Here is a 15,896-nt window from a genome sequence, read left to right as displayed (position 1 = left end):
TAAAGCCCGCCCTTTAACCAAACGTTAGGCGTAAAAGCAGAAATCTTGGAACACGGAAGTTATGCGCCCGAATAACAATTGTTTTTGTCATTCTGCAAATTCGCGGCGGCGGTGAGAATCCGTGCCGGAACATTTGCGCCAGAAAACAACATCCAAAACTCGCCAACAGGTTCAGCTGCACGCGTCCTGGCCGCCGTCGGGGGCTTTTTCCTGCAAGATCGTGCGCGTATGCTCCAAGCCACAACCCCAACACAGAGTCGCTTCACCATCCTGCGTCCGGCACGCCATCGTCGCCTAACCAGGCATTCAAGCCACTCGCTTCGCTCGCTGGGACGGGCTAAAGCCCGCCCCTTAACTAAACGTTAGTTCAAAAGGAGAATTAGCTGTGTCGCTAATGACGATTTTATTTTTCATACCAGCATGCTTTGCTCTAAACATGGCACCTGGGCCAAACAATCTTCTTTCAATGGCTAATGCGAAGCGGTACGGCGTCAGAATCGCCTGCTATGCCGGGGTTGGTCGCCTTGTTGCATTCGTTGGTATGATTACTCTTGCGGCAACGGGGCTCGCAACCGTGTTGTACACATCCGAGAAGTTATTTCTCATGATAAAGATTGTCGGAGGGCTTTATCTGCTTTGGATGGCTTTTCAATTGTGGACTGCAGATCCTTCTGACGGTGGTGATGAAGCACTCGAAGGAAGAAGCTTGTTCCAACTGGGACGGCAAGAGTTTCTTTTGGCAGCCGGAAACCCTAAGGCTATTTTGATTTTTACAGCTTTTCTGCCTCAGTTTGTTGACCCCTCTGGTTCTGTAGGATTTCAGTTTTTGGTTCTAGGCTTCCTGTTTTTAGTACTTGAATGGGTAGCTATAGCCGGGTATGCATTTTTTGGAAAAGCATTACGGCATTGGTTCTCTCGACCTTCAATGCGTCGTATGTTCAACCGGATTTGCTCGGGGCTACTTGGCAGTGCTGGTATTGGGCTTCTACTAGCTCGTCGTGAATGAACTAACAAAGCAATTAAATTCGCTCCCTGCGGTCGCCGGACGCTCGTTCCTCGCGCCGCTTATTGCGGGCGTTATGCGCCTCAATCAGAGACTAATCTATGTACGAACATGAAAAGCTAAATTACGTTGAGTTAGCATCTGCTGACTTGCAAGCGACGAAGTATTTTTTCGAGAAAGCCTTTAACTGGACATTCGTAGATTACGGCCCTGAATACACGGCTTTCTCTGGGCAGGGTCTCGATGGTGGCTTCTTTAAAGCAGATATGCGGTCGTCTACCTCTACCGGGGCTGCTCTGTTGGTTTTCTATAGCAATAATCTTGAGGCTACACTTGACAAGATTTCAGAGGCCGGCGGAAAAATCATAAAGTCAATATTCCCGTTTCCCGGTGGTCGTCGTTTCCACTTTACTGAGCCTAGTGGTAATGAGCTTGCTGTGTGGTCAGATGTAGGCGCATAACAAATGGTTCAAATCGTTCGTTTCGCTCACTGGGACGGGCTAAAGCCCGCCCCTTAACCAAACGTTAGGCATATAGGAGAATACTGTGGTTACCTGCCATCTCAGATACATAATTGACCCATATAAACTCAAAGAATTTGAATGTTACGGCAAACTGTGGATTCCACTGGTTGAGAAATTCGGCGGCAAACACCACGGTTACTTCTTGCCATCAGAGGGTGCCAATAATGTTGCGCTCGCAATGTTCACATTCCCAAGCTTGGCTGAGTACGAGCAGTATCGGGAAAAGTCCCTTCAAGACACAGCCTGCATAGCTGCCTTCAAATATGCTGAAGAAACAAGTGTATCATCAGCTATGAACGAACTTTCTTTAAACCAGTGTTCAATGCCTAACAAATGGTATATGGACTCTCCCCACAAGCAGTGAGGAATAGCTTTTTTCGATCCTGTCGTCAGCGCGGTTGCATTCGTATATCCGGCCTGTTCTGGGCACTGCCCTGGCCATTCTGTAGTTCGCGCAGCGGGGGCCAAGCGTTCAAGCGATCGCGAAGATCATGATTGTTATCGGCCTTGTTCCGCTGCAGGACTCGCCTGTTCCGACAGTCTCGCTTCACAACAACACTAGAACCATCACTTCATTTTTCAACCCCGCCGTAAGGCGGGATTGCGTTGTGCCAGTCGCCGCCGAACCACCGCTCATGGCGCAACACCGTCCAGCAGCCGGTGCACACAGGCTCAAACGCCGGCTTCCTGCATCCACTTCGGTTTCGGATAACGGCGATTGGCCTTGCCCGCCTTGAGCAGGGCGCCCGGTACGTCGTGGCCGAGCAGTTGGGGCAGGTCGGCGGCGCATTGCAGCAGGCGGTCGAGATCGACGCCGGTGTCTAGGCCCATGCGCTGGAACATATGCACGAGATCTTCGGTGCAGATATTGCCGCTGGCGCCGGGCGCGTAAGGGCAGCCGCCGAGTCCGCCGAGAGAGGCATCGAAGCGGTCGATACCGGCGTTCAGCGCCGCCAGCGCGTTGGCCAGGCCCATTCCGCGGGTGTTGTGGAAGTGTGCGGTGAATACCGCCTGCGGCCAGCTGTTCAGCACTTCGCGGCAGATGCGCTCGACCTGCGCCGGGTCGGCCATGCCGGTGGTGTCGCAGAGGGTGATGCCCTGCACGCCGATCTCCAGCAGGCGTTGCACCAGCTCATAGACGCGCCGTTCCGGCACTTCGCCTTCGAAGGGACAGCCGAAGGTGGTGGATAGCGAGGCGTTGATAGACACACCACTGCCGCGGGTGACTTCGATGATTTCGCGGAACTGCGCCAGTGACTGCTCGGGCGTCATGCGCAGGTTGGCCAGGCCGTGGGTGTCGCTGGCCGACATCACCAGGTTGATCTCGTCCACCTCGCAGGCCAGCGCCCGTTCGCAGCCCTTCACGTTGGGCACCAGCACGGTGTACTCGACGCCCTCCACACGGCGGATGCCGCGCATCACGTCCTCGGCGTCGCGCAGGTTGGGAATGGCCTTGGGCGAGGTGAAGGAGGTGACCTCGATCTTCGCCAGCCCGGTTTGCGAGAGGCGGTCGATGAGGGCGATCTTGGCGTCGGTCGGCACGAAGTTCGCTTCGATCTGGAAGCCGTCGCGGGTGGCGACTTCCTGGATATACAGGCGTTTGTTCATGGGAATCCTGTCGGTTGTGCCTGGGCGTAGGGTGGATGACGCTTTACCCATCCACCGTTGTGGCTTGCTGGCTGGTGGACAAGCTTCGCGTTGTCCACCCTACGTAAGGCCGCAGTTCGTAGGGTGGATGACGCTCCATCCATCCACCGTTTCGGGAATGTCGCGATGGATGAAAAGCGCGTCATCCATCCAATGGCCAGTGTCAGATAATCCCGCGCTCGCGCAGGCCCTGGCGTTGTTCGTCGGTGAGTCCGAGGCCGGCCAGCACATCGTCGGTGTGTTCGCCCAGCTGCGGGCCACCTTCGCCGATGCGTCCCGGCGTGCGCGACAGCTTGGGCAGCACGCCCGGCACCTTGAGCGGACCGGCAAAGGTCTGCACCTGCTCGATCATCTGCCGCGCCAGGTAGTGCGGGTCCTTGACGATATCGGCGGCGGTGTAGGGATAGCCGGCCGGCACGCGGGCGCCCTTGAGCGCTTCGATCACCCCGTCGCGGCTGTGCTGGAGGGTCCATTCGCCGATGGCGGCATCGATCAGCTCGGCGTGCTGGGCGCGGCCGTCGTTGTGGGCGAAACGCGGGTCATCGGCGAGATCCTCGCGGCCCATCAGGGTCATCAGGCGCTTGTAGATGCTGTCGCCATTGCCGGCGATCAGCACGTAGGCGCCGTCGCTGCACAAATAGGAATTGGACGGGGTGATGCCGGGCAGGGCGCTGCCAGCCGGCTCGCGTACGTAGCCAAAGGCGTCGTATTCCGGCACCAGGCTTTCCATCATCGCGAACACCGACTCGTACAGCGCCACGTCGATCTCCTGGCCCTGGCCGCTACGGTTGCGCTCCTGCAGGGCGAGCAATACGCCGATCACGCCATACAGTGAGGACAGCGAATCGCCGATGCTGACGCCAACCCGTACCGGCGGCTGGCCCGGATAACCGGAGAGGTGACGCAGGCCGCCCATGGCTTCGCCGATCACACCGAAGCCCGGCAGGTCGCGATAGGGGCCGGTCTGGCCGTAGCCGGAAATGCGCAGCATGATCAGCCGAGGGTTCAGCTTCGACAGCTCGTCCCAGCCCAGGCCCCATTCCTCCAGCGTGCCGGGGCGGAAGTTCTCCACCAGAATGTCGGCCTCGGCCACCAGCTGACGGACGATCTGCTGGCCTTCAGCGGCCTTGAGATCCAGTGTCACCGAGCGCTTGTTGCGTGACTGCACATGCCACCAGAGCGAGGTGCCGTCCTTGAGCTTGCGCCACTTGCGCAACGGGTCGCCGACCTTGGGCGGCTCGATCTTGATCACATCGGCGCCGAATTCGCCGAGCAGCTTGCTGGCGAAAGGGCCGGCGATCAGTTGGCCCATCTCGATCACCTTGAGCCCCTGCAGCGGCAGGTTCTTGTCTGTCTGTTCGCTCATCACGACACCTGTGCCGGTTGATTCATGGTGCCGAGCATGACCGACGCATCGGCAGTGAACAATTGGCCGTTGGCCAAGTATGACTTCGCGCTTCACGAAGTCTAAGACAAAAGGTGCTTTGAATGGCTTGGGTTGGCAGGTGCATGCTTCGTCTACCGCGAATACGGAAGTCCCATCATGCGTCGTATCGATTTCGTCACCTTGCGCCTGTTCGTCGCCATCGCCGACGAGCGCAGCCTGACCCGCGCGGCCGAGCGCGAGCACCTGGCGTTGGCGGCGGTGAGCAAGCGCGTCAGCGATCTGGAAGGGCAGCTCGGCGTCAGCCTGCTCTATCGCCAACCCAAGGGCGTCGAGCTGACACCGGCGGGGCACGCGCTGCTGCACCACGCGCGCAACCTGCTGGACAACCTGCGCCAGCTGGACGCTGATCTCAGCGAATTCAGCCAGGGCGTGAAGGGCCATGTACGCATCCACGCCAATACCTCGGCGGTGATCGAATTCCTGCCCGAGGACCTGAGTACCTTCACCCGTCAGCACCCGGAAGTGAAGATCGACCTGGAGGAGCGCGTCAGCAGCGACACCCTGCGTGCGTTGCGCGAAGGGCTGACCGATATCGGCATCTTCGCCGGGCACATGCCGGCCGAGGACCTTCAGGTGTTCCCCTACCGCGAGGACCGGCTGGTGCTGGTCACGCCACGCGAGCATGTGCTGGCCGGGCGTGCAGAAATCGCCCTGCGCGATGCCGCCGGCTTCGACTTTATCGGCCTGCAGCAGGACGCCTCGCTGCACGTGCTGCTGCAGCAGTCGGCACAGCAGATGGGCACGCCGCTGCGCCTACGCATCCAGGTGCGCAGCTTCGAGGCGATCTGCCGGATGATCCATACCGGCATGGGCATCGGTGTGCTGCCCGAGCAGGTGGTGCGCAACTACCTGCCGGCGTTGGATGTAGCCATCGTGCCGCTGAGCGATGCTTGGGCGCGGCGCGAGCTGAAGCTCGGTGTGCGCAGCCTGGAAAGCCTGTCGGTGACTGCGCGGCAGATGCTCGAACACCTCACCGCTCGCGAAGGCAATGGCTGAAGAAGCGCGTCGGGCGGTGTGATTGTGCTGCTGCCTTCGCCAAGCACGAAGTCTTGCTTGGCCAAATAGCAATTCAGCGCGTGGCGGTGCCGGGGTAGAGTCGGGCAGCGATATGGCTCACACAACTACAAAACGGAGCTCACACCCCCATGGCACGACTCACCCGTGGCATCACCCGTCTGCTCGCCGCTTCGGCGCTGTTTACCGTGCTCGGTGCCCAGGCCGATCCGGTCCTGATCAAGTTCTCCCACATCACCGCCGACAGCACGCCGAAGGGGCAGGGCGCGCTGATGTTCAAGAAGCTCGTCGAAGAACGCCTGCCCGGCCAGGTCGAGGTACAGGTGTTCGCCAACTCTTCGCTGTATGGCGACGGCAAGGAGATGGAGGCGCTGCTGATGAACGAAGTGCAGCTGCTGGCGCCCGCGCCGTCGAAGCTGGAGCAGTACACCAAGCAGCTGCAGCTGTTCGACCTGATGTTCCTGTTCGACGACATGCCTGCCGCGCAGCGCTTCCAGCAGTCGGGCAAGGGCCGCGCCATGCTCAAGTCGATGGAAGACAAGGGCATCACCGGCCTGGCCTACTGGCTCAACGGCATGCGCCACTTCACCGCCAACAAGCCGCTGCGCGAGCCGGCCGATGCTCGCGGCTTGAAGTTCCGCGTGCAGCCGTCGGACCTGCAGGCCGCGCAGTACACCGCGCTGCGAGCGGTGCCGCGCAAGATGGCCTTCGCCGAGATCTACCAGGGCCTGCAGACCGGCGTGGTTAATGCCCAGGACAATCCCTGGTCGAACATCTACAGCCAGAAGTACCACGAGGTGCAGAAGTACATCACCGAATCCAGCCACGGCATCGGCAATTACCTCTTGATCACCAATACCAAATTCTGGAATGGGTTGCCGCAGGAGGTACGTGGCGAGTTGGAGGCGATCATCGAAGAGGTCACCGTCGAGGTGAACCGTCAGGCCGAGGCACTGAACGAGAAGGCCAAGCAGGGCGTTATCGATTCGGGGAAGAGCGAGATACTGGTGCTCACCGACGAGCAGCGGGCGCGCTGGCGCGAAGCGGTACAGCCGGCCTGGGAAAAGTTCGAAGCCGATATCGGCAAGGACCTGATCGAGGCCGCCCGCGCAGCCAATTCGGCGCCCTGAGGCAAGCCCGCCAATGGTCTGTTAGACCAATGTGCAGTTTCGGCAACAGCGCCGCCTGCACAGAATGGCGGCGTCTATCTGCGTGATCGGACAAGTGTGTACTGCAACCGAATGGTTGAACGAGCGGCCCTGAGGCCGCTCTTTTTTTGCCCGGCATTCAGCTACGAGCAGGAACCGGTAGCATCTCCAGCGGCGGCAGGTCGCCGCGAGGCATATGACCGATTTGCGCCAGCAGATCGTTCACCGCGCGGCGGTCGCGATCGTTGGGCAGATTGGTGGCGTCGGCTGCGTCGCGCAGTGCCTTGAGCTCATCCACATAGGCCGCCAGTTGCTCGTCAGAAACCTCTCCGCGCAGGGCGTCCTTCAGGCATTGCATCAGTGACGTGACGATGTGCGGGTCGTCGCTGCCATAGGTTCGGATCGGGTCGAGAATAAGCGTCATCAACCGCTGCGGGCTGAGCTGCGGATAGAACAGTCTCGGTTTGCCCTCGTCTATACAGCCAACATCCAGGTTCGGCAGGCCCCCCAGCCGCCTCAGCAACACGCTGTGCAAATTGAGCACGCGCACGGCGGTACCCGGGTCATTGATCGATGGGCTGATGGCTTTTACCGCGATTTCAGTCATCTGCCGCATGCCGTAGGAAACGTTGGCACCGGCGAATTCTTCGTCGTGGAAATCGAAGCAGTCGAGCAATTGGCGTGTGCGATGCGCGTTCAACCCGGCGCTGACTTTCAACAGCGGGTGGCCTTCGACCAGGAAGAATCCCGGTTCCACCTGAAGCACCACCTGCAAATCATCGGGGGCCAGCAACTCGCGCAAGCGCTGCTCGTTGACCTCGCGCAGAAAGCCGGGCGTGCGTGCCTCGATGCAGTACCAGTCCCGGTCGTCCGGCGCCTCGGTGATGCTGCCCAATCGCTCGCGGCGCAGCGCCAGGTTGTGGCAGGCGCTGCGGTACAGCTCGCTGATGATCCAGTCCACCTGAATGGATTGCGAAATGGCGCGGATGAAAACCACGAACAGGGCCATGCAGCCCAGTCCCATCAGCACGGCCAGCAGCACGCCGAACGCCGGCAGGCTGTGTGGCTCGTTCTTGTTGATGAACGAGATCAGCACCAGGAAGAACAGGATGCAGCCCAGGTAGTTGCCGAGGATCAGCCGATTGCGCATATCGCTGATCAGCCCGGGCAGCACCCGAGGCGACAGGCGCGAGGCGGCACCGTTGAGCACCACCATGACCATGGAAAAGCTGAACACGGTCAGCGAAATGATGCTGGTGATCAGCGTGCCCAGTATTTCCCGGGTGTTGTCAGCCTCTGTCAGACCGGGTGGCAGGCTGCCTCGCAGGTTGTCGGCCAGGCTGGTGCTCTCGAACGCCAGCACGAGCCCGCAGAGCAGGAGATAACCGGCGGGGATCACCGTCGGGTAGAAGACGATGCTCTCGTGTATCCGCTTGAGTTGACGAAACAGGGTATTGCTTGGAGCTGACATGACGGGTCCTGGCAGTCGTTGTTACGAATTAAGACAGCATGCTGCGGGGAAATTGCTGCGCATGACGGTCTATGCTTGGTGAAGATGGCCGCCTGGCTTGGCGGCTGCTGCGGTATTCGGCATCGGCTGAAGCAGACGTCTGACAGGCGCGTGGTTGGCGACCCGCATGGAAAGCGCGGGTTGATCGGATGGTAGGGGTTCGCCTGCGAGACAAGCTGCGACCGAACAAACCAGAAACTCCGAGGTGACTGCCATGTGCGCTGCATCCGTGTATCCCGTGTTCGCTGAGGCTGCAAAGGATTCCCTGACCGACGAGGCCACTTACCGGGCCATGTACCAACAGTCGGTGATCAACCCGGAAGGATTTTGGCGCGAACAGGCGGCACGGCTGGATTGGATACAGCCTTTCACCGAAGTCAAACGCACCTCGTTCGACGATCACCATGTCGATATCAAGTGGTTCGCCGACGGCACGCTGAACGTCTCGGCCAATTGTCTGGACCGGCATCTGGCCGAGCGCGGCGATCAGGTGGCGATCATCTGGGAGGGCGATGAGCCGTCCGAGCATCGCGAGATCACCTATCGCGAGCTTTACCAGGAGGTCTGCAAGTTTGCCAACGCGCTGCGCGGCCAGGACGTGCACCGCGGCGACGTAGTGACCATCTACATGCCGATGATCCCCGAGGCGGCAGTGGCGATGCTGGCCTGCGCGCGCATCGGTGCGATTCATTCGGTGGTATTTGGCGGTTTTTCCCCCGAAGCGCTTGCGGGGCGGATCATCGACGGTAACTCGAAGGTGGTCATCACCGCGGACGAAGGCATTCGTGGCGGTAAGCCGATTCCACTGAAAGAAAACGTCGACGAGGCACTGACGCACCCGCAGACGCGCTGCGTGCAAAAGATCATCGTCGCGCGCCGCACCGGCGCCGACATCCGCTGGCACCCGCACCGCGACGTCTGTTACGACGACCTGATGCGGGTAGCTGGCGAGGTCTGTGCACCCAAGGAAATGGGTGCCGAGGAGCCGCTGTTCATCCTTTATACGTCCGGCTCCACCGGTAAACCGAAAGGCGTACTGCACACCTGTGGCGGTTACCTGCTTTATGCCGCGCTGACCCATGAGCGGGTATTCGATTACCGGCCCGGCGACGTTTATTGGTGCACCGCGGACATCGGCTGGATCACCGGACACAGCTATCTGATCTATGGCCCACTGGCCAACGGCGCGACAACGCTGATGTATGAAGGTGTGCCCAACCATCCGGACGTCACCCGCGTTGCGCAGATCATCGACAAGCACAACGTCAATATCCTCTACACGGCGCCGACGGCGATTCGCGCGATGATGGCCGAGGGCGCGGCGGCCATGGAGGGCGCCGATGGCTCCAGCCTGCGCCTGCTCGGCACCGTCGGCGAACCGATCAATCCGGAGGCGTGGCACTGGTATTACGAAACGGTCGGTCGATCGCGCTGCCCGATCGTCGACACCTGGTGGCAGACCGAGACCGGCGGCATCCTCATCAGCCCGCTGCCCGGCGCAACCGCGCTCAAGCCGGGCTCTGCGACGCGCCCGTTGTTCGGTGTGGTGCCCGGGCTGGTGGACAACCTGGGCAACCTGTTGGAGGGACCGGCCGAGGGGAACCTGGTGATTCTGGATTCCTGGCCAGGGCAGATGCGCAGCATCTACCGCGACCACGATCGCTTCGTCGATACCTACTTCAAGACCTTTCGCGGCATGTACTTCACCGGCGATGGTGCGCGCCGCGACGAGGATGGCTACTACTGGATCACCGGGCGGGTGGACGATGTGCTCAACGTTTCCGGGCATCGCATGGGCACCGCCGAGATCGAGAGCGCCATGGTCGCGCATGCCAAGGTCGCCGAAGCCGCCGCAGTCGGCGTGCCGCATGCGTTGAAGGGGCAGGCGATCTACGTTTACGTGACCCTTGTTGCTGGAGTGGAGCCAACCGACGCGCTGCGCCAGGAGCTGCAGCAGTGGGTGCGACACGAGATCGGGCCGATCGCGGTGCCGGACACCATCCAGTGGGCGCCGGGCCTGCCGAAAACGCGCTCGGGAAAGATCATGCGCAGGCTGCTGCGCAAGATCGCCACGGACGACTACGACGCGTTGGGTGATACCTCAACGCTGGCTGATCCTGGTGTGGTGGATCAGCTGATCGAGGCTCATGAGGCGGTGAAGAAGCGCTGAAGGCGAGGGCGCCCGGAGCGTGATCGCGCACCCAGTCGCCTCCACCCCGTTAGCCTGTGCCCGGCGGCAACATTACGACTCGCCGGGCTCGATGTTCCCCGCTACATGACAGGCCAGCGGTAATCGCGGACAAGTCCGCTCCCACAGGCTTGTCTGGCGCGGCTCACACGCCGGCTGGCGGGCTTTTCAGGCTGTCGTTGCCGGTAACGGTGGTGCCATTGGTGGCAGCTTCGGCGTTGGCCTGCAACGCTTGCTTATCGGAGTCGTAGCGCTCGAACGGCATCTGGTGTGAGCGGCCCTCGGCCAAGCCGGCCTGTTCACTGATTTCGTTGAACACGCGTTTGGCTTCGCAATGGCCGGTCACGCCGCGGGCCACGGCCATGCCGCCGATGCCGAGCTGCAGCAACCCACCGAGGCCGCCACGGCTGAGGCCCTTGGCAAGAAAATAGATGCCGCCGGCCAGGGACATCGCGCGCTCCCAGCCGTGGACGTTCTGGTTGGGTTGATTCGAAGAGTTGTTCATGGGTGGCTCCGACAAGGACATTCCTAATGAATGACTCTTGCCGAGGCAGGCTGTTCGACGCCGCAGGTCGGCATCTGGCGGCAACGTCGGTGAAGTGGCTGTAGTGGGAAGCCAAACGGACGCCGGGGGGAGCGAGCCAGGGCGCGCCAACGCGTGGGAGCGGTCTTGACCGCGAATCGTGAAAATGCGACGGACGAACTTCGCGGCCAACACCGGCGGGGGCAGCCGTGCTTCACGGTCGGCCCCGAGGATGAATGTCGCGCGCAACCCGACAGGCCGCGCGCGCTAAGCCGCCATGCCGAACACCTTGAGCACGAACGCATACTCCAGTGCCACGTCCTTGAGCGCCTGATAGCGGCCGCTCATGCCACCGTGCCCGGCACCGAACTCGGTCTTGAGTAGCAGCAGGTTGTCGTCGGTGCGGGTAGCGCGCAGCTTGGCGACCCACTTGGCCGCCTCCCAGTACTGCACGCGGCTATCGTTGTAGCCGGCCACCGCGAGCAGCGCAGGATAGGCCTGGGCACGGACGTTCTCGTAAGGGGCGTAGGCCTTGATCCGCTCGTGCACCTCGGGCTGATTCGGGTCGCCCCACTCGTCGTACTCGGTCACGGTCAGCGGCAGGTCGGCGTTGAGCATGGTGTTGAGTACATCGACGAAAGGCACCTCGGCGACGGCTGCACCAAATAGCTCGGGGCGCATGTTCAGCACCGCTCCGATCAGCAGGCCGCCGGCGCTGCCGCCGCTGATGGCCAGGCGCGCCGAGGTGGTGTACCCGTCGGCCAGCAGCTGTTCGGCACAGACGATGAAGTCGCTGAAGGTGTTCGGCTTGTGCTCCAGCTTGCCGGCGCGGTACCAGGCTTCACCGAGATCGCCGCCGCCGCGCACATGGGCAATGGCGAAGACGAAACCACGGTCAAGCAACGACAGCCGTGCGTGCGAGAACCACGGGTCGAGGCTATGGCCATAGGCGCCGTAACCATAGAGATAAAGCGGTGCCGGCTTGCCGAAGCTGTCGCGCCGGCCGACCAGGCTGATAGGGATCTGCGTGCCATCCTGCGCGGTGGCCCAGATACGCCGGCTTTCATAGGCGTCCGCATCGAACGGGCCTTCCACCGGAGTTTCCTTGAGTACTTCCTGCGTGCCGTCGGCCAATGTCAGCTGACGGATCTGTGCTGGGCGGTTCAGCGCCTCGTAGCGCAGGCGGATCACCGTGCTGGTGAATTCCAGTGAGTTCTGCACGTGCAGGCTGTAGGCCGCGTCGGGCAGTTGCAGGCGATATGGCTGCACTCCTTGCGGGCGAACCTCGATTGCCGGCAGCCCGTTCTCACGCAGGGTCAGGGTGATCGCCTCGGCATTCAGGCTGACCTCTTCCAGCATTACCGTTTCGTTGTGCGGGACCAGCTCCTGCCAGTGCTGCCGAGCGGGTTGCGCTTCGCTGGCGCGGTAGAGGGCGAAGTTGATGCCCGCCTGATTGCTGCGGATCAGCCAGCTCCACTGGCCTTCGTACAGGCCGTGATCGGGGAAGTACTCATGATCCTCCTGGCGCGGCGCCAGGCACGTCCATTGGCCTTCGGGTTCGTCTGCCGAGAGCACCCAGGCTTCGCTGGTGGTCTTGCTGTGGGAAAGGATGACCAGCTGCCGCTCGGAACTGACGCGGTAGCAATGCACGAAGAAGCGCCCGTCCGGGTCGTGATAAACCTCGCTGCTGCCAGTTTCGCCGAGGCGATGGCGGTATATCTTGTGCGGACGGTGGGTGTCGTCCAGCTCGCCATAGAACAGCGTCTGGCTGTCGTTGGCCCAGGTCATGCTGCCGTCGCAATCATCGAAGGGCAGGGCGGTCACGTCGCCACTGGCGAGGTCCTTGACGAACAGCCGGTAGATCTCGTCGCCTTCGCGGTCGAGGCTGTAGGCCAGCTTGCCGTGGTCCTGGCTGATGCTGAATGCACCCAGGGAGAGAAAACCGCCAGCGGCCAGTTCGTTGGGGTCGAGCAGCAGCTGTTCGGCGTTCTCATCTACGGTGAGCGAACCATCCAGCGGACGTGGGCAGCGATAATGCCGCGGATATTCGTCGCCAGCGGTGGTGCGCTGGTAATACAGCCACGGCCCCCAGGGCGAAGGCAGAGACAGATCGGTTTCGCGGATACGGCCCTTGATTTCCTGGAAAAGCATTTCGCGCAGCTCGGCCTGATCGGCGAGCTGTTCTTCGAGGTAAGCGTTCTCTGCCTTGAGGTAAGTCAGCACGTCTTCGGCGTCTCGGTTCTCCAGCCAGCGATAGGGATCTGTGCCGGTATCGGCTCGGGCGATGGGGGCGTTGGACATGCAGTAACTCCGGATACGTTTCGCGGCCTGGTAGGCCGGTGATGGCAAAAAGCGCGATGCGGCAGTGTACCTGCTCGGCTACGTCTAGGATTGACTCGGTGGGTGCGGTGCGGTTTCAGCCGCTCGGTCAGCCAGCGTGGCAAAACATCTACGCGATGAATGCGGCAGGATTGCAGCTGTCGATGGTGACCGGGTGGTCGCGAAATGCCTGCTTGCAGGTCCGTTTCGGTTAGGCAAGACAGCTGATTGACAATGTTGAGCTTTTCCCCGAAGGTGTGCCGACCCAAATCAAACGGGCGTATGAATCGAGCGTTTGCCAGAGCAAATGCCGGTCACCCGGATTATCGTGTCGGTGGGTGTCGTTCGCCGTGAGGCGCGGTCGAGTAGGGCCGAAGACGTGAGACACGTAACGTTCAGCTTCCATACCTGGAGATCAGTTGATGATTTACGAAGGTAAAGCCATCACGGTTAAGGCTCTTGAGAGCGGCATCGTCGAATTGAATTTCGACCTCAAGGGTGAGTCCGTCAACAAGTTCAATCGCCTCACTCTCAACGATCTGCGCCAGGCCGTCGATGCCATCAAGGCTGACGCGTCGGTGAAAGGCGTCATCGTTACCAGCGGCAAGGACGTATTCATCGTCGGCGCCGACATCACCGAATTCGTCGACAACTTCAAGATGGCCGACGAGGAACTGGTCGCCGGCAACCTCGAAGCGAACAAGATCTTCAGTGATTTCGAAGACCTGGGCGTACCCACTGTGGCGGCCATCAACGGCATCGCCTTGGGTGGCGGCTTCGAAATGTGCATGGCTGCTGACTACCGCGTCATGTCCACCACCGCCAAGGTCGGTCTGCCGGAAGTGAAGCTTGGCATCTACCCGGGCTTCGGCGGCACCGTTCGTCTGCCGCGTCTGATCGGTGTGGATAACGCCGTCGAGTGGATCGCATCCGGCAAGGAAAACCGCGCCGAAGACGCGCTCAAGGTTCATGCAGTCGATGCCGTGGTCGTCCCGGAGAAGCTGCAGGAAGCCGCCCTGGATCTGGTCAAGCGCGCCATCTCCGGCGAGCTGAACTACAAGGCCAAGCGTCAGCCGAAGCTGGACAAGCTCAAGCTCAATGCCATCGAGCAGATGATGGCTTTCGAGACGAGCAAGGCCTTCGTTGCTGGCCAGGCCGGCCCGAACTACCCGGCCCCGGTCGAAGCCATCAAGACCATTCAGAAAGCCGCCAACTTTGGTCGTGACAAGGCCATCGAAGTCGAGGCCGCCGGCTTCGTCAAGCTGGCCAAGACTTCGGTTGCACAGAGCCTGGTCGGTCTGTTCCTCAGCGATCAGGAACTGAAGAAGAAGGCCAAGGCCTACGACAAGCAGGCGCGCGACGTGAAACTGGCTGCCGTTTTGGGCGCCGGCATCATGGGTGGCGGCATCGCCTACCAATCGGCCGTCAAGGGCACCCCGATCCTGATGAAGGATATCCGCGAAGAGGGTATCCAGATGGGGCTGGACGAGGCCTCCAAGCTGCTCGGCAAGCGTGTCGAAAAAGGCCGTCTGACTGCTGACAAGATGGCTCAGGCGCTCAACGCGATCCGCCCGACCATGTCCTACGGTGATTTTGGTAACGTCGACATCGTCGTCGAAGCCGTGGTCGAGAACCCGAAGGTCAAGCACGCCGTATTGGCCGAGGTGGAAGCGCACGTTCGCGAAGACGCGATCATCGCCTCCAACACCTCGACGATCTCCATCAACTACCTGGCCCAGGCGCTCAAGCGTCCGGAAAACTTCTGCGGCATGCACTTTTTCAACCCGGTGCACATGATGCCGCTGGTGGAAGTGATCCGTGGCGAGAAGACCAGCGAAGTGGCTATCGCTACCACCGTTGCCTACGCCAAGAAAATGGGCAAGAGCCCGGTCGTGGTCAACGACTGCCCTGGCTTCCTGGTCAACCGCGTACTGTTCCCTTACTTCGGCGGCTTCGCCCGCGCCATCGCCCACGGTGTCGACTTCGTTCGCGCCGACAAGGTGATGGAGAAGTTCGGCTGGCCGATGGGCCCGGCGTACCTCATGGACGTCGTTGGCATGGACACCGGCCACCACGGCCGTGACGTCATGGCCGAAGGCTTCCCGGATCGCATGAAGGACGACACCCGCACGGCGGTCGACGTCATGTACGAGGCCAACCGTCTTGGCCAGAAGAACGGCAAGGGCTTCTACGCCTACGAGATGGACAAGAAGGGCAAGCCGAAGAAAGTCGTCGATGCCGAAGCCTACGAGCTGCTCAACCCGATCGTTGCCGAGACTCGCGAGCTTTCGGATGAGGACATCATCAACTACATGATGATCGCGCTGTGCCTGGAAACCGTACGCTGCCTGGAAGACGGCATCGTCGAGACCGCTGCTGAAGCCGACATGGGCCTGATCTATGGCATTGGCTTCCCACCCTTCCGTGGTGGTGCGCTGCGCTACATCGATTCGATCGGCGTTGCCGAGTTCGTCGCGATGGCCGACAAGTACGCCGACCTGGGCCCGCTGTACCACCCGACCGCGAAGCTGCGCGAGATGGCTGCCAACGGCCAGCGCTTCTACGGTTAATCG

General features: G+C 61.1%; 11 protein-coding genes and 1 pseudogene. 7 read left to right on the top strand and 5 right to left on the bottom strand.

Translation table 11 applies throughout. The features are described from left to right. Positions 1-385 precede the first annotated feature (385 nt). The 3 genes and pseudogenes from SM130_RS13905 (at position 386) to SM130_RS13895 (ending at position 1,857) form a co-directional block, all read left to right on the top strand. Positions 386-1,006: a LysE family translocator gene (locus SM130_RS13905; RefSeq protein ID WP_102825460.1), complete on the top strand. Its 621-nt coding sequence runs from the start codon at positions 386-388 to the stop codon at positions 1,004-1,006. A 98-nt stretch (positions 1,007-1,104) separates the two neighbouring features. Further along, positions 1,105-1,464, top strand: a complete 360-nt coding sequence (locus tag SM130_RS13900; RefSeq protein WP_102825461.1) for a VOC family protein — start codon at positions 1,105-1,107, stop codon at positions 1,462-1,464. A gap of 85 nt (positions 1,465-1,549) precedes the next feature. After that, positions 1,550-1,857, top strand: a pseudogene (locus tag SM130_RS13895) (NIPSNAP family protein). A gap of 342 nt (positions 1,858-2,199) precedes the next feature. Here the strand turns inward: SM130_RS13895 and SM130_RS13890 are convergent. Both SM130_RS13890 and SM130_RS13885 read right to left on the bottom strand, forming a co-directional pair. After that, positions 2,200-3,135, bottom strand: coding sequence for a hydroxymethylglutaryl-CoA lyase (locus SM130_RS13890; RefSeq protein WP_102825462.1), 936 nt, complete (start codon positions 3,133-3,135; stop codon positions 2,200-2,202). A 202-nt stretch (positions 3,136-3,337) separates the two neighbouring features. Continuing rightward, positions 3,338-4,540 carry a CaiB/BaiF CoA transferase family protein gene (locus tag SM130_RS13885; RefSeq protein WP_102825463.1) on the bottom strand — a complete coding sequence of 401 codons (1,203 nt, stop codon included), beginning with the start codon at positions 4,538-4,540 and terminating at the stop codon, positions 3,338-3,340. A gap of 177 nt (positions 4,541-4,717) precedes the next feature. Here SM130_RS13885 and SM130_RS13880 point away from each other — a divergent pair, with 177 nt between their 5' ends. Together SM130_RS13880 and SM130_RS13875 are read left to right on the top strand one after the other, a co-directional pair. After that, on the top strand, positions 4,718-5,617 hold the full coding sequence (locus SM130_RS13880) for a LysR family transcriptional regulator (RefSeq protein ID WP_102825464.1): 900 nt from the start codon (positions 4,718-4,720) through the stop codon (positions 5,615-5,617). Between the two features lie 149 nt (positions 5,618-5,766). Continuing rightward, positions 5,767-6,765, top strand: coding sequence for a DctP family TRAP transporter solute-binding subunit (locus SM130_RS13875; protein ID WP_102825465.1), 999 nt, complete (start codon positions 5,767-5,769; stop codon positions 6,763-6,765). 157 nt (positions 6,766-6,922) lie between these two features. Here the strand turns inward: SM130_RS13875 and SM130_RS13870 are convergent, their stop codons facing one another. Then, positions 6,923-8,254: a DUF2254 domain-containing protein gene (locus SM130_RS13870; RefSeq protein WP_102825466.1), complete on the bottom strand. Its 1,332-nt coding sequence runs from the start codon at positions 8,252-8,254 to the stop codon at positions 6,923-6,925. Between the two features lie 253 nt (positions 8,255-8,507). On the opposite strand from SM130_RS13870, the gene acs reads away from it, so the two are divergent. Next, a complete protein-coding gene (gene acs, locus SM130_RS13865; RefSeq protein WP_102825467.1) occupies positions 8,508-10,463 on the top strand; it encodes an acetate--CoA ligase in 1,956 nt (651 codons plus the stop codon). A 163-nt stretch (positions 10,464-10,626) separates the two neighbouring features. Here acs and SM130_RS13860 read toward each other — a convergent pair whose 3' ends face one another. Both SM130_RS13860 and SM130_RS13855 read right to left on the bottom strand, forming a co-directional pair. Then, entirely contained in the window at positions 10,627-10,986 is a 360-nt protein-coding gene (locus SM130_RS13860; protein WP_102825468.1) for a YgaP-like transmembrane domain, read from the bottom strand. A 285-nt stretch (positions 10,987-11,271) separates the two neighbouring features. Then, the gene (locus tag SM130_RS13855; RefSeq protein ID WP_102825469.1) at positions 11,272-13,305 is read right to left on the bottom strand and encodes a S9 family peptidase; all 2,034 of its coding nucleotides are present in this window, start codon (positions 13,303-13,305) and stop codon (positions 11,272-11,274) included. Positions 13,306-13,745: 440 nt separating this feature from the next. Here SM130_RS13855 and fadB point away from each other — a divergent pair, with 440 nt between their 5' ends. Next, positions 13,746-15,893, top strand: coding sequence for a fatty acid oxidation complex subunit alpha FadB (fadB, locus tag SM130_RS13850; RefSeq protein WP_102825470.1), 2,148 nt, complete (start codon positions 13,746-13,748; stop codon positions 15,891-15,893). Positions 15,894-15,896: the final 3 nt, after the last annotated feature.

The organism is Stutzerimonas stutzeri (genome assembly GCF_038561965.1).
GTDB lineage: Bacteria > Pseudomonadota > Gammaproteobacteria > Pseudomonadales > Pseudomonadaceae > Stutzerimonas > Stutzerimonas stutzeri_AA.
Note: the sequence above shows the minus strand (reverse complement) of the source record. Positions and strands in the feature narration are given on the sequence as shown.

Excerpts from the sequence above, each read along its gene's own strand:
- SM130_RS13900 (WP_102825461.1), top strand. The coding sequence starts at position 1,105 with ATGTACGAACATGAAAAGCTAAATTACGTTGAGTTAGCATCTGCTGAC.
- SM130_RS13890 (WP_102825462.1), bottom strand. The coding sequence starts at position 3,135 with ATGAACAAACGCCTGTATATCCAGGAAGTCGCCACCCGCGACGGCTTC.
- SM130_RS13885 (WP_102825463.1), bottom strand. The coding sequence starts at position 4,540 with ATGAGCGAACAGACAGACAAGAACCTGCCGCTGCAGGGGCTCAAGGTG.
- SM130_RS13880 (WP_102825464.1), top strand. The coding sequence starts at position 4,718 with ATGCGTCGTATCGATTTCGTCACCTTGCGCCTGTTCGTCGCCATCGCC.
- SM130_RS13875 (WP_102825465.1), top strand. The coding sequence starts at position 5,767 with ATGGCACGACTCACCCGTGGCATCACCCGTCTGCTCGCCGCTTCGGCG.
- SM130_RS13870 (WP_102825466.1), bottom strand. The coding sequence starts at position 8,254 with ATGTCAGCTCCAAGCAATACCCTGTTTCGTCAACTCAAGCGGATACAC.
- acs (WP_102825467.1), top strand. The coding sequence starts at position 8,508 with ATGTGCGCTGCATCCGTGTATCCCGTGTTCGCTGAGGCTGCAAAGGAT.
- SM130_RS13860 (WP_102825468.1), bottom strand. The coding sequence starts at position 10,986 with ATGAACAACTCTTCGAATCAACCCAACCAGAACGTCCACGGCTGGGAG.
- SM130_RS13855 (WP_102825469.1), bottom strand. The coding sequence starts at position 13,305 with ATGTCCAACGCCCCCATCGCCCGAGCCGATACCGGCACAGATCCCTAT.
- fadB (WP_102825470.1), top strand. The coding sequence starts at position 13,746 with ATGATTTACGAAGGTAAAGCCATCACGGTTAAGGCTCTTGAGAGCGGC.